Origin of the sequence: Bdellovibrio bacteriovorus, from assembly GCF_001592745.1 — a bacterium.
Taxonomy (GTDB): Bacteria; Bdellovibrionota; Bdellovibrionia; order Bdellovibrionales; family Bdellovibrionaceae; genus Bdellovibrio; species Bdellovibrio bacteriovorus_B.
Genome location: NZ_LUKD01000008.1, coordinates 95,745 through 108,869, shown reverse-complemented (window position 1 = coordinate 108,869; position 13,125 = coordinate 95,745). Strand labels below are relative to the sequence as shown.

General features: G+C 45.8%; 13 protein-coding genes. 3 read left to right on the top strand and 10 right to left on the bottom strand.

What is annotated here, in order from left to right; genetic code table 11:
• Nucleotides 1–2 precede the first annotated feature (2 nt).
• The 3 genes from AZI87_RS15135 to AZI87_RS15125 form a co-directional block, all read right to left on the bottom strand.
• Nucleotides 3–776, bottom strand: a complete 774-nt coding sequence (locus AZI87_RS15135; protein WP_063208815.1) for an ABC transporter permease — start codon at nucleotides 774–776, stop codon at nucleotides 3–5.
• Nucleotides 773–1,714: an ABC transporter ATP-binding protein gene (locus AZI87_RS15130; RefSeq protein ID WP_063208813.1), complete on the bottom strand. Its 942-nt coding sequence runs from the start codon at nucleotides 1,712–1,714 to the stop codon at nucleotides 773–775. Before AZI87_RS15130 ends, AZI87_RS15135 begins: the two co-directional genes overlap by 4 nt.
• 174 nt (nucleotides 1,715–1,888) lie before the next feature.
• On the bottom strand, nucleotides 1,889–3,151 hold the full coding sequence (locus AZI87_RS15125) for a DUF814 domain-containing protein (protein ID WP_063208811.1): 1,263 nt from the start codon (nucleotides 3,149–3,151) through the stop codon (nucleotides 1,889–1,891).
• A gap of 81 nt (nucleotides 3,152–3,232) precedes the next feature.
• Between AZI87_RS15125 and AZI87_RS15120 the strand changes: the two genes are divergently transcribed.
• Nucleotides 3,233–3,502 (top strand): DUF936 domain-containing protein, encoded by a 270-nt coding sequence (locus tag AZI87_RS15120; protein WP_253696888.1) that lies wholly within the window; start codon nucleotides 3,233–3,235, stop codon nucleotides 3,500–3,502.
• Here AZI87_RS15120 and AZI87_RS15115 read toward each other — a convergent pair.
• The 5 genes from AZI87_RS15115 to AZI87_RS15095 form a co-directional block, all read right to left on the bottom strand.
• Complete coding sequence (locus AZI87_RS15115; RefSeq protein WP_063208809.1) at nucleotides 3,499–4,377, bottom strand: RsmB/NOP family class I SAM-dependent RNA methyltransferase; 879 nt, start codon at nucleotides 4,375–4,377, stop codon at nucleotides 3,499–3,501. The genes AZI87_RS15120 and AZI87_RS15115 overlap by 4 nt on opposite strands.
• Before the next feature lie 56 nt (nucleotides 4,378–4,433).
• A complete protein-coding gene (locus AZI87_RS15110; protein WP_063208807.1) occupies nucleotides 4,434–5,864 on the bottom strand; it encodes a sensor histidine kinase in 1,431 nt (476 codons plus the stop codon).
• Nucleotides 5,861–6,562, bottom strand: a complete 702-nt coding sequence (locus AZI87_RS15105) for a response regulator transcription factor (protein WP_253696886.1) — start codon at nucleotides 6,560–6,562, stop codon at nucleotides 5,861–5,863. Before AZI87_RS15105 ends, AZI87_RS15110 begins: the two co-directional genes overlap by 4 nt.
• Nucleotides 6,555–7,238: a phosphate signaling complex protein PhoU gene (gene phoU, locus AZI87_RS15100; protein WP_253696884.1), complete on the bottom strand. Its 684-nt coding sequence runs from the start codon at nucleotides 7,236–7,238 to the stop codon at nucleotides 6,555–6,557. Before phoU ends, AZI87_RS15105 begins: the two co-directional genes overlap by 8 nt.
• A 156-nt stretch (nucleotides 7,239–7,394) precedes the next feature.
• Nucleotides 7,395–8,450: a hypothetical protein gene (locus tag AZI87_RS15095; RefSeq protein ID WP_063208804.1), complete on the bottom strand. Its 1,056-nt coding sequence runs from the start codon at nucleotides 8,448–8,450 to the stop codon at nucleotides 7,395–7,397.
• Between the two features lie 53 nt (nucleotides 8,451–8,503).
• On the opposite strand from AZI87_RS15095, the gene AZI87_RS15090 reads away from it, so the two are divergent.
• On the top strand, nucleotides 8,504–9,424 hold the full coding sequence (locus AZI87_RS15090; protein ID WP_063209575.1) for a Ppx/GppA phosphatase family protein: 921 nt from the start codon (nucleotides 8,504–8,506) through the stop codon (nucleotides 9,422–9,424).
• Here AZI87_RS15090 and sixA read toward each other — a convergent pair.
• A complete protein-coding gene (gene sixA / locus AZI87_RS15085) occupies nucleotides 9,421–9,927 on the bottom strand; it encodes a phosphohistidine phosphatase SixA (RefSeq protein ID WP_063208803.1) in 507 nt (168 codons plus the stop codon). The two genes, AZI87_RS15090 and sixA, sit on opposite strands and share 4 nt — an antisense overlap.
• Nucleotide 9,928: 1 nt before the next feature.
• Nucleotides 9,929–12,094: a polyphosphate kinase 1 gene (ppk1, locus tag AZI87_RS15080; RefSeq protein WP_063208802.1), complete on the bottom strand. Its 2,166-nt coding sequence runs from the start codon at nucleotides 12,092–12,094 to the stop codon at nucleotides 9,929–9,931.
• 77 nt (nucleotides 12,095–12,171) lie between these two features.
• Between ppk1 and thiL the strand changes: the two genes are divergently transcribed.
• A complete protein-coding gene (gene thiL / locus AZI87_RS15075; protein ID WP_063208801.1) occupies nucleotides 12,172–13,122 on the top strand; it encodes a thiamine-phosphate kinase in 951 nt (316 codons plus the stop codon).
• Nucleotides 13,123–13,125: the final 3 nt, after the last annotated feature.

The following is a 13,125-nucleotide window of genomic DNA, read 5'->3' as shown; positions in this document are numbered from 1 at the left end:
GTTTATCTCCAACGTGATGATTCAACAACGCGCTCTGCAAGGAAGCAGAACAAAACGATGATGCTTAAGAAAAACACCAAACCATTGGTGCGAACTGTGCCTTCTACCAAGCTTGAGAGATGGCTGCTTAACGAAACGTGTTCGAAAACTTTACGAGCGGTTTCGCCATCCACCACTTCAGCGCCAATTCCGATAAACCAAATCGACACATTGAAAATAACGGAAGTGACATAAGCCACAATGCTATTCTCAGTTAAAGAGGACGAAAACAAATCCATCGCAGCGTAAACGCCACCCACCAAGAAAATTCCAAAGAAAGCAATAACCAATGGCATCCAGTTAATGGTCGCCAATGTCGATGTCGCCAATGGATAAAGGACGGCCAGGAACACTATACCCAATACCGCTCCTAGTGCGGCGAAATACTTACCCAGAACGATTTGCAAAGAAGTCACAGGGGACGTCAAAAGCAAATCGAAAGTGCGAAGTTTCTTTTCTTCGGCAAAAAGCTTCATCGTCAGTGCCGGCACTACGAAAATCAAAAGTAAATTCAGATAAGAAAGCTGCCTTAAGAAAACACCGTAATGGATGTTCAATTGATTTGTCGGAACACCCTGTTGCATTACGTAGTTTGTTAAAAGCTGCGCGAACAAATTCAGCTGAATCGGATAAACCCAGCTAAAGATCACGCTGACAAGAAAACAGATCACCCAGAAAGTAGGATTGGCGTAAAAGCCTTTGAGTTCTTTTTTAAGGATTGTCAAAGTTCCATTCATACTTCACTTCCTTGCTCTTTACCGTAAGTCAATTTCAAGAAGACATCTTCCAAGTCCACTTTGGAAGGGCTGAGCTCTAGCAAGCCGTAACCTTTCGTGACTAAGCGAGACGAGATTGCTTCAACCACGTCTTCTCCGCCTTTCACGTCAATATTCCATTCCCTTTGAGAGGTTCCGGAATTGCATGCAACCACTTGCTGTATATCGCCAATCACGGCTCTCATATCTTCAACATCTTTACGCAAGCGGATGTGCAAACGGCTTTGGCCTTTATCCATCGTCGCCAAGTTATGAATGCTGTCTTCCGCAACGATTTGGCCTTTGTTGATAATGATGACTTTTTCGCATGTCGCTTCCACTTCAGGAAGAATGTGTGTCGAAAGAATGATTGTGTGCTGGCCTTTAAGGGCTTTGATCAGGTCACGAATTTCTGCCACCTGTTTGGGGTCAAGTCCGACAGTAGGCTCATCCAGAATAAGAACTTCAGGTTCGGACACGATGGCTTGAGCAATACCGACACGTTGTTTGAAACCTTTTGAAAGATGCTGAATCAAACGCTTCTGCACTTCTTTCAAATTTGTTTTTTCAATCGCCATATCAACAGCTTTTTCAATCTTGTCTTTGGGAACCTGTTTAAGGGCCGCAACGTAACGTAAATAATCCCGCACATACATATCGCCATAGACCGGCGGCGTTTCAGGCAAGTAGCCAATGCGCTTTTTTACTTCCAAGGGATTTTCGAAAACATCGAAACCCGCGACGGAGGCCGTCCCGTGACTCGGAGCCATGAATCCGGTGATGATTTTCATCGTCGTGGATTTCCCCGCTCCGTTCGGTCCTAAGAAACCAACAACATCCCCTTTTGAAATGGAAAAGTTGAGCTTATTGATGGCACGTCTTGGTCCGTAATCTTTCGTGAGATCTCTGACTTCAATCATGGTGAATCTCCTCTGCTGCAAAAATAAAACTTAGAGTTCCGTCAGGAAAGTTTTATCAAGACGCAAGGAGGAAGCTGTACACCGTACAGCGACGACGCGGCAACGCAGAGAAAACTTTCCAGACGGGACTCTAACAGAAAATTTTAGACTCACTCTGGTGTCAGTCAAGACCCCTTAAGCATGACGCAAGGTAAAACTCAGAGTTCTCTCTGAATGATAGGTAACGCGACCTAATTTATCTCCCTTGATGGGACGGACGAAGCGACATTCCACGATAACGACAGCGACTTTTTGCCCCACCATCAAGGACTTAGCTGACAAAGACTCTTTCGCGACCCATTCGGCGACTTCTTGAATGTCGTTTTCTGAAATCAATTGATCGCGCTGACGGTGAATGATGGCGTGAGCCCCGGGATAATCGCGCAAATGCAGCCAATAATCCCAAGCCTTCGCCTGGCGAAGCAGCGCTAGATTGTCCGCAGCCGACTTCCCACAATAAGCTAAAGCACCATTGTCCAAATGAAGTTTTCGACCTCGAGCCTCTGCTTTGTGCATAAGATCGACCAAAGCTGGCTTTTTTTCTTTTTCCTGGTATCGAGACTTTTCAAGTTTTGCAATTTCAATGACCAATTCGTCGTACCGCTCTTTGGCTCCGTCCTTTTTTCCGGCCAACTGCTTCGCTTTTGCAAAGCAATGTTCAATATTCCAACTCAAAGATTCTTTGTCATTGATACAAGGCTTAAGATGCTCAGGCACTAACAGCGTCCCGTGAGTTTTTAGATAAAGTCCCGCCTCGTACCAAAGATCTTCTTTATCACTTTCAATTTGCTTTTGAATTTCTGAGAGGGCCTTACGCTTCTTGATCAGGTCCTTTTCTTTTTGTTTCTCCCATTGGGAGACAGGATCCAATGAAGATTTTTTCTGCGTCCCCTGCTCCTGCAACCACTCTTCATGAATAGCTTCAATCGTGCGTGGTGACGGAGGGTTTTCAACAACCGGTGGAGGTGTCAACTCCAAAGGCCTTTCCCAAGCAATCTGCTTTCCCTGGGCTTTCACGATCAGGTTGCACTGCTTCGGAATCATGCGAATTTCCAATTCACAATCAGTAGAAGAATTCCTAAGTTCAAGCTTCACCACGCGACCAAATTCCTCTTGAACACTCATGCTGGTTAGATAAAGATTCTTTGCGTGGGAGTTCAGGAAAAGCCCGACAGGCTTCGCCTTGGGCCCTTTTTTAAAGGGGCATTCCTCTTCAAAAAGCAATAGCATCGGCGCATTGGGAACAAGGTCCAGGATCATCCAAAAATGCACGTCTTTACGAAAACCCAAAGCCAGACCTCGGTCATTAACTAGGATATCCTGCAACTGGGCACCGTCTAAAATTGGTGCGAAGTAGTGAACAAATTGCTGCAATTCTTGCTGAGTCAGGGCTTTCATCAGTCCATTGAAACATCCTTTGGACCAAATTTCTACGGGTGATGCTCAGGTTCGTAAGCGGAAATCCGATAGTTGATTTGTATGAACACAGATTTGTTATTAAAAATGATCGAAACGCAGCTTCAAGAAACCAAGAATATGCGTGAAAAGACGCCCGACTTTATCAACAAGATCGTGCATCTTTACACCCTCCAGCTAATGAAACAAGGGAACATTCCTTTGGACTTCATGGAAGATGTTCTTGCTGACGTGGAAGCTGAAACCATCGAAATTTATCGCAAGAAAACTTATGGCTACCTGACTTTAGAGGACTATCGTCGCCACAAGTTTCGTCAAAAAAACGACAACTAAGTTTTTTCTATGATTGAAAAATAAAGCGGGCCAAAACCGCATTGATCCGGCAAGTAGACAACGCCAAATTCAGTGCGCTCCCCGCCGACTCCCAAAGACGCCTCAACCAATCTTACGGCGTCTTTTTTCTTTTTAAGAAGCTTCCTAATCACATCGTCATTTTCTGCCGGACTGATAGAGCAGGTCGAATAGACGATACGTCCGCCCGACTTCACCGCCAAGAGCGCTGCCGCCAATAAAGAATACTGGCGCGAAGCCAAATGTTCTGTTCGTCGAGGACTCCACTCATCTTGCGCCGCTTTGTTTTCCAAGATGTGGCGTTCGCCAGAACAAGGTGCATCCAGCAAGATACGGTCGAAGCTCGCAGGCTCTTTGAGACCAAATTGCACACCGTCTTTACCCGTCACCCATACGCGGTCTCGCACATGGCGTGGGACGTACTGTTGAATGACTTTCTTAAGACGCTCACGACGCTCTGGTGAAAGATCATTGCAAAAGATTTCACCCTCTTCCTTCAAGGATTCAATCAGCACTAAACTTTTACCGCCAGGGGCCGCACACATATCCAAAACACGATCGCCTGATTGCACATCCAAGGCTCGCGCCACCATAACGCTGGCGGGGTCCATAATGTAAATATCTAAAAGCTCGTCGGCATTGCGCTCGGGCTGCACATGTTGACCAGATGGAATCCAATAGCAGCCAGGGAGCTCAGGCTTTTCGGCAAAGGAACTCCATTTTTTCGTATTAAGGTCATCTACTAGGCTTAAATTATTTTTTCGAGCGACTTGCTGTTCGCCCTTCACCAAGGCTTCATAAAGCGCTGGCCAACGTTCCCCGTAGATTTTCTGAAAGTGATCGAAAAAAGACTGCATCGACGCATTATAAAGCGCGTCGATGCTGAAGGCAAGACACCAGAGCCAGACAAATACTAAGTTTTAAGAGGGAAGGTACAGATAAACTCGCAACCCTTGTCGCGCCCACTTTTCACAGACACCGTCCCACCATGGCTTTGCATAATGTGCTTCACAATAGCTAAGCCCAGGCCCGTTCCACCAGCGTCGCGAGTCCGCCCTTTATCCACGCGATAGAAGCGCTCAAATAAACGATCCAAGTGTTCTTCGGGAATGCCCTGACCATCATCTATCACTCTTAAAATGACGGCGTCTTTCCCTGCTGCTTCCCAACGAATTTGCACAGTTTTACCAGAGGGAATGAATTTAATCGCGTTGGACACAAGATTTCTTAGAACTTGCTCTACCTTGTGAGCATCTGCCATGAACGGTGGAACTTCACCAATCACGCGAATCGCTATATTCTTTTCAGCGGCGAGCACTGCCATTTCGGCAAGAATATGCTCAGAAACCTGAAGTGGATGAATCATTTCTAATTTCAGCTCGGCGTGGGATTCCAAGGTGCTCAAGCTTAAAAGGTCGTTCACCAAGTCCATCAAACGATCGATATTTCGAGAAACAATATCCAAGAATTTTCCAGCTTGCTGAATCTGTCCGGTCTTTACATCCTCTTTCAAAGTGTCGACATACCCTTTGATGGATGTCAGCGGAGTGCGTAGCTCATGAGACGCATTGCCTACGAAATCAATGCGGATCTGCTCCACCTTTTTTAACTCGGTGATGTCATGGAAAATACCCACGACGCCATAAATATTTTTTGTTTTTTCATTACGAATCGGATTCACAGAGACTGCAAAGTAACGTGGCTGATTATCTACCAGGGTCGGAAGCTTCACGGTAAAGCGCTGCACTTTTCCTTCTTGAATCGTCTTACTAAAACCTTCCAAAACATCCGAAGAACGAATGGCGTCTTTCAACCGCAGAACCGTCGAATTCACCAAGTTCGGAGAAATAAATTGCGCTGCAAACTGAGAGTTAAAATAAAGAATTTTTTCATCCAGACTGACACTGACCAAACCTTCGGCCACCGCGCTCATAAAAGCTTGAGACTCCTCTTGCGCCTGAAGGTACTGGGCTTTGCGCTTTTTCATCTTACGGTGAATGTGATTAAGAGCTACATCCAACTCCGAGATGTCGTCGACCTCGTCATCCAAAAGGTCGTCTTCTTGCGGGTCCACCAAACTTCCGTAGGTGCGCTTACTTGAAATGCGAAGGGCTTTCAAGATCATGCGATGAATAGGGCGCGCGAACCGATAAGACGTTAAGGCCGCAACGATAAGACTGAAAAGAAAGAAGTTCAGCAGGGCTTCGTTGTAAACAAAGGGACGAACGCGATAGCGAACATCAATGATTGAGATGATGGCGATAAACAGAATGTTGAAAGCCACCAATTGAGTAAAAAAGAATTTCCAATATACGCGCCAAGGGAATCTTACAAATCGCTTCATGCGATATCTACTTTAACCCTATATCCCACGCCTCGGATAGTCTCAATGCGATCTCCCCACTCTCCTAACTTCTTGCGTAATCCAAAGACGTGGGTGTCGATAGTGCGTCCAACGACGTTAATGCCTTCGCCCTGGATATTTTCAATAAGTTGCTCGCGGGTCAAAACCACACCTTGGTTTTGCACTAAAGTCCCCAAAAGCTTGAATTCAGAGGGAGTTAAATGAAGAGCTTCCCCGTTATAGGAAATCTCGTAAGTTTTAAAATTAATACGCAAACCAGAAAGCACCACATCGTTCTGGTCCGCTGGAGGAGAAGCCGTCACTTGAGTGCGACGAAGAAGAGCTTTGATGCGAGCTAAGAAAACCGAAGGATTAAATGGCTTGGTCAAATAATCATCGGCCCCTTTTTCGAGACCGGACACGATGTCATTAGGCTCAGCTTTTGCCGTCACCATCAAAACCGAGGCCTGCGGATTTTTAGCTTTAATTTTTTCGACGATTTCAACACCGCTCAGACCCGGCAGCATCCAATCAAGAACATAGACATGAAAACTTTGGCGGTTCATTTCGTTCAGTGCTTCTTCAGCCGAAGAGCATTCGGTCACGCGATAGCCTTGTCTTAAAAGATGCAAGGCCATGAGCTCGCGGATTTCTTGCTCATCTTCCACCACTAGCACTTGAATCGAATTGTCAGCCAAACTTGCCCCCGTGTCGCACATCTTTACCTGTAAACGCAAAAATCACGTCTTCGGCGATATTTGTAGCATGATCACCTAAACGCTCTAGATTTCTTGCGATTAAAATCAAATCCAAACCCGCCTCGATATCTTCCGAGTGCGATTTCATGTGGGCCATGCAGTCTTTGAAAACTTTATTCTTCAAGTGGTCGACTTCATCGTCCATCATCAGAATTTTTTTAGCCTGCTCCACATCTCCGCGAACAAAACAGTCCAAGGAGCCCTTCACCATTCTTCCCGCAATCTCAGACATCTTTTGGATGTCACCCAGTTGCGCCGGAATGGGTCTGCGACCTAGATAGTCTTTTCCAGTGTGAGAAATGTTCACGGCCTGGTCACCCATACGTTCAAGGTCGTTATTAATTTTAATAACCGAAAGGATCAAACGAAGATCCTTTGCAACCGGCCCTTGCTTCGCCAAAAGCTGCATGCACGCATTATCGACTTTGATATGATCTTCATTGATCAACTTCTCAATTGCGTGAACACTTTCAAACAATGAAAGGTCTTTCGACAATAAGGCCGCTGTCGCTTGCGCTAGGGATTTTTCGACGTGACCACCCATAAGAAGAATCATCTTTTTTAGGTCTTCAATGAGAGTATCAATCGCTCTTTCCATGGCATTCCATTCCAGCACTTGGCTTTGGTTATAATTATTTACGAAAGAAAAGCACCGCTTAACACGGCATCTCTAGGGATTCTAACAGAATCCTAACACAGTTAAGAAGTCATTTCATAATCCTCGACGCCTCTGTAACGCTCAAGCATGAGAGGCGGGATTTTAAAGACCCCTCTAAAACAGAACTTGCGCTGCCAACTCGACTTTAGAGCGATCTCTCACTCCCGGAGCATAGTTTTCAGCATATCGAGTGTAGTCGACCGCAAAAGCGGCCTTAATATCCTCGCTCACCTGATACCCTAATGACGCCAGAACCGTTTGCAGGTCCTTGCCGTCTTCATTGGCTAAAGCATCCAAATAATCATAACGTAGAAGAACTTCGGCTTTTGGCCCGGTGCTGATCACGGTGTAAAAACTCGCCGCACGTCCTTCTACCGACTGACCCAAGAAGTCTGTCACGTCCACCGCCTCAGCCATTTTTAAATCACTGATGGCGTCAGCAGGGTCTTTGGTCACCAAAAGTTCAAGACCGGCTACGAAACTGTCTTCCTTGTCATATTCAACCAAAGCCTGAATACGCTCTTTCACCGCAGCACTGCCTGAGTACTTGTCGTAACTTCCGCGAACATAATTGAAAGACACACTCAAAGGCGACCACAATGTGAAGCGTGCAAACAAAGCCGCTTCTTTCTGAGAACCTTCTTCTTTTTCGTTCGCACCTTCACCATTGGCCAAGGTGAACGCCCACTCTCCCAAATCTGCGGGAAGCTGGGACATGAACGAGACACCTAAATCAGAATAATTCAGATACTTCCATTTTTCGGTGATCGCCCAGGCATCGGTTCCCAAAAAACGGTAACCATACTGCTCATACTGGGCTTCTTGCCAAGTCTGAGGAATCAAACCCACGCGGAGAGCGTGCATACCAGAAAAAACACTGACTAAATCCAGATAAGCTTCACGAACACGCACCTCAAAACGCTCGTCAGAGTTTATCTCTTGCTCTGAACCCTCTAGCTTCAATACCAACAAATTATCGTCTTTCAAGGGAGCATCGAAGTTTAAAAACAAACTGGGAATATTAAACGCACTGTTGCCGCGCTCACCCGTCGGAAGATTCCAGACAGTGGCAGAAATATCCACCTCACCTGAGATTTCTAAGTCCGACAAAGCGTTTGCCTGCGAGGAGGCAAAAAGCAAAAATAAAAAGGCAAAACTGTATTTTTTCATGCCTCTTATGCTGCCAGTTTTATATACTATTGCCAAGGATGGAGAAGTTTATCGTGTCACGTCGTTTGTCTGCTATCGATATTGGTTCTAACGCAATTCGTATGATGATTGCCGATGTGTCTGAAAACTCTCCGACTTTGCATGTGGTAAAAAAGTTTCGTGCGGCTGTGCGCCTAGGCCATGACGTCTTCACCGAGGGTCTTATAACTCCGACAACGATTGAAAGTGCCCAAGCCGCCTTTCGCCAATATGCAGAGACCAATAAAAAAGAACACGTCGTACGCTGCCGGGCCGTCGCCACAAGTGCTTGTCGCGAAGCTAAAAACCGTCAGCACTTCGTTGACGAAATCTTCAAAAGTTCAGGAATTAAGATTGAAATCATTGATGGCACCGAAGAGGGCCGCCTGATTCACCAAGCCGTTCGCAACGAAATCGAATTAGACGGCAAAAAAAGCATGTTGATTGATATTGGCGGAGGCAGTGTTGAAGTCACCTTTTCGAAAGGCGACAAAATGATTGCAACAAAATCTTTCCCCATGGGAACCGTTCGTATCCTAGAGAACCTGACTAAAAGAAAGCTGGATGAAAGCCATCTTAATATCGTGCTCGGCGAGTTTTTGGCAGACTTAGGTGAACATATTTATAAGAACTGCGATCACGACCCGGTTGATTTTGCTATCGGCACCGGTGGAAATCTGGAGTGCTTGGGTAAACTCAAAGTCGATCTGCTCAAGAAAACACCGCACACCTTTTTAACCTTGCCCGAACTTTCAGAAATTATCGCCAAACTACGAGCACTTAAAGTGAAAGAGCGTATCGAAAAATTAAAACTTCGCCCGGACCGCGCCGATGTGATTGTACCCGCAGCGATGTTAGTGGAAACCATTATGCGCCAAGCAGAGACGCAAAAGATCTTAATTCCCAGCGTGGGACTTCGCGATGGTTTGATCTGGGATATGGCAAAATCCCGTTAATCGACTAAGAACTTCGGCGGAATTGAATACAGCAATTGCGCCCCACCCGCTTCGGCATGAGTAAAAGACTCAAGTTCCAAAGCGATGATTCCGCTTTTTTTAAGATCAATAAAGCTTTCAGTCTTCCCGGTTAACATATAACTGGCAAAAGAACTTAAATGAGGCTCATGGCCGACGATAGCGATGCGCTTGGCATGACGGACTTGGGTGCGCATCCATTTCAAAAAAGCCTGAGGCGGACTGTGCGGGACCAACTCGGGAGCTTCAACAACTTTAGTTTCGAAATAAATTTGTGAGATAATTTCGGCGGTTTGCCTTGCACGCGTCAGAGGACTGGAAACAATCAAATCCAATTCTTTCACGTGGTCTCGAAGTTCGACGCAGACTTTTTGCATCTTTTTTCGTCCTTTTAAAGTCAAAGGACGAAAATGATCTTCCAAGCCTTTTTTCTTAAATTCTTCGCGCTCTTCCGCAACTGCATGTCGAATGATGATAAGTTCCACGTTAATCGGCCCCTGAGTGACTATCCTCCACCAATGTAACGCGAGCTTTCGCCATTTGCATCAAAGTTTGGTGAATTCCGATATCCGTAGAGTTGCGGCGTGTATAAGTTCCGTCAGAATTCATGTGCCATGACTGACGCTGCTCTTTTACACAGAGATTTAAAATCTCCCAGCATTTCTCTTTCAAGTTTCGGTCTAAAATCGGCACGATGGCTTCCACACGAGCATGCAGATTGCGATACATCCAATCCGCCGAACCCAGATAAAACTCTCCATCCACAGGGTCTTTGGCGCCATTGCGGAAATAGAAAAGCCGAGAATGTTCTAAGAATCTGCCGATGATGGAACTGACACGGATGCGCTCGCTCATTCCGGGGACGCCGGGACGTAAACAACAAAAACCCCGAACAATCATATCGATATCGACACCTTTTTGCGAAGCCGCATAAAGAGCGACGGCAATATCATTTTCTTCAAAGTTATTAAACTTCGCGATGATCTGAGCAGGCTTTCCCTGTTTTGCATGTTCGGCTTCACGTTCAATCATCGCCTTAAAGCGTGTGAACATGTTCACCGGCGCAATTAACAAATTCTGATAATTGCTTTTTAAGGATCTTCCCGTCAGATAGTGAAAGAACTCAACGATGTCGCTCGTGATCTCTTCACGTGCCGTCAGAAGTCCCAAGTCCGTATAAAAGCGAGAAGTAGCAACGTTATAGTTCCCCGTCCCGATATGCGCATAACACTTAAGGCCTTCTTGTTCCTGTCGGACCACGAGCGCGGTCTTCGCGTGTGTTTTCAAACCCACGACACCGTACACAACGTGAACACCGGCATTTTCAAGCTCGGTTGCCCAATAGATATTTCTTTCTTCATCGAAGCGGGCTTTCAACTCCACCAAGCAGACGACTTGCTTTCCTTGCTCGGCTGCACGAATCAACGCTTTGATGAATGGACTGTTGTCACCTGTGCGGTACAAAGTCATTTTGATCGCCAAAACCTTCGGGTCTTCTGAAGCAACACGAATAAAATTTTCTACGGAAGCTTTGAAACTTTCGTAAGGGTTGTGCACCAGCTGATCCGACATTTTGATGGCGTTAAAAATCCCCGCCCCGTCATCAGCAAAGGCCGGAGATACAACCGGAGTGTAGGGCTCAAACTTCAACTTAGGAAGATTTAAATCCGCGATAATACCCAAATCCGTAAAGTCGAGCATACTGGGAAGTTCATAAATATCATCTTCCGTCAGCTCCAACTCTTCCATTAAAAACTTCAGCATCCATGGATCCGGTTTTGGTCCATGCTCTAAACGCACGACCTCCGCAAACCGACGCTGACGAAGTTCTTCTTCAATCGCTTCCAATAAATCTTCCGCATCTTCTTGATCCTGGTCCGAGTCCGCATTCCGGGTCAGACGAAACGGCATGATGTCTAAGACTTGCATTGAGGGAAATAGATCCGCCAGATTCTCTTTAATAACTTCCAACAAGCTGACAAAGCGATAGACCGAAGATTCCGGATCTACCCGGATCCATTGTGGCAACACCTTAGGAATTTTCACACGCGCAAAAAGTTTATCTTCGTTGTGCGGATGCTTGAGCGTGACACCCAATGAAATAGAAAGATTTGAGATGAATGGGAATGGATGTCCTGGATCTACCGATAAAGGCGTCAGCACTGGGAACACATTTTTGTGATAGTACTTTTTAACCTGTTCTTTTTCTTTATCAGAAAGCTCATTCCATGAAAGAAGAAAAATTTCTTCTTTTTCCAAAGCAGGTTTCAAACTCTTACTGAAACAATGGGCTTGATCCTGCAGCATGGGGTTTACAAAAGAACGAATCTCCTGCAACTGATGCAGCGGCGTTTTACCATCCGCTGATTTCGGTGAAATACCATACGCCACGTGACGCTTTAATCCACCCACGCGCTTCATAAAAAATTCATCTAAATTTGAACCAGAAATACTTAAGAATCGCACACGCTCTAAAAGCGGGTTGCGCACGTCTTCAGCTTCAGCCAAGACACGTCGATTGAAATTAAGCCATCCGATTTCACGACTGGAAAAAAGACTTTCAGATGACAGAGGATGTTCAACAACCTTCGGCTTACGCGTGGACTGTTTTTTAGATGTTCTTTTCGGCGAAGCCACTTTTGGCGTGTTCAAAGAATCCTCCTTGACTCTTGCTTCGTATATTTCACAATAAAGCCAATTTTTTGGCAATGTCTTCCCAGGAAAACGGCATGCGCAATACACCTAAAGAATGGTCTCTCATAGATAAGATTCGACAGAGGGTCCAGCGTCCAAATGAACACACTGTCGTCCCTTTAGGCGACGATGCGTTTGTTTTCAAAAATTTTCCGGGCTATTCAGTGATCTGTCAGGACATGATGGTCGAAAACGTGCACTTTCGACTCGACTACTGCTCTGCGGAAGACTTAGGTCACAAAGCTTTGGCCGTGAATTTAAGCGATATTGCCGCGATGGGAGCTCGACCTCACTTCGCGCAAGTCTCGCTAGCCCTGCCAAAAAATATAACGGAATCTTGGCTTGACGCATTTTACAAAAGTATGAGCGATTTAGCTGATAAGTTTGAATGCGAAATTGTCGGCGGCGATCTCGCTTTTTCAGATGACAAATTGGTGATTGATGTCAGCGTCCACGGCTCTTGCGAAAAACCACTGACACGAAAAGGGGCTTGCGTGGGTGATCTTCTTTTAAGCAGTGGCCCCTTGGGACTTTCGCATACCGGTTTGCTGGCTCTGCAAAAAAATCTGGAGGGTTGTGCAACTGCAAAGACAAAACACCGGCGCCCAACCCCTCGACTGGATTTAGTCGCAGACATGATTCAGCGCCGATTTGAAATTCACGCTGTGATGGATTGCAGTGATGGTTTAGTGAACGACGCCCTTCGTCTGCTTCCTGAAAATTCCGGCATCACATTCTTCAAAGAGAGTCTGCCTCTACATGAAGAGACTTTAGAGCTTGCCAAAAAGCTGAACATCCCCGCCACCGACTTCGCTCTTTGGGGCGGTGAAGACTACGAACTTTTGATCGCTATTCCCGCCGACTGCTACGGGCACTTTTCTAAATGGCATATGGTCGGTCAATTTACGTCTGAAAAAGGTGTGTTTTTAAGTGACAAAAACTCGAAAGAAGAAATTCTAGAGTTTAAAGGCTGGAAACACTTTTAATTG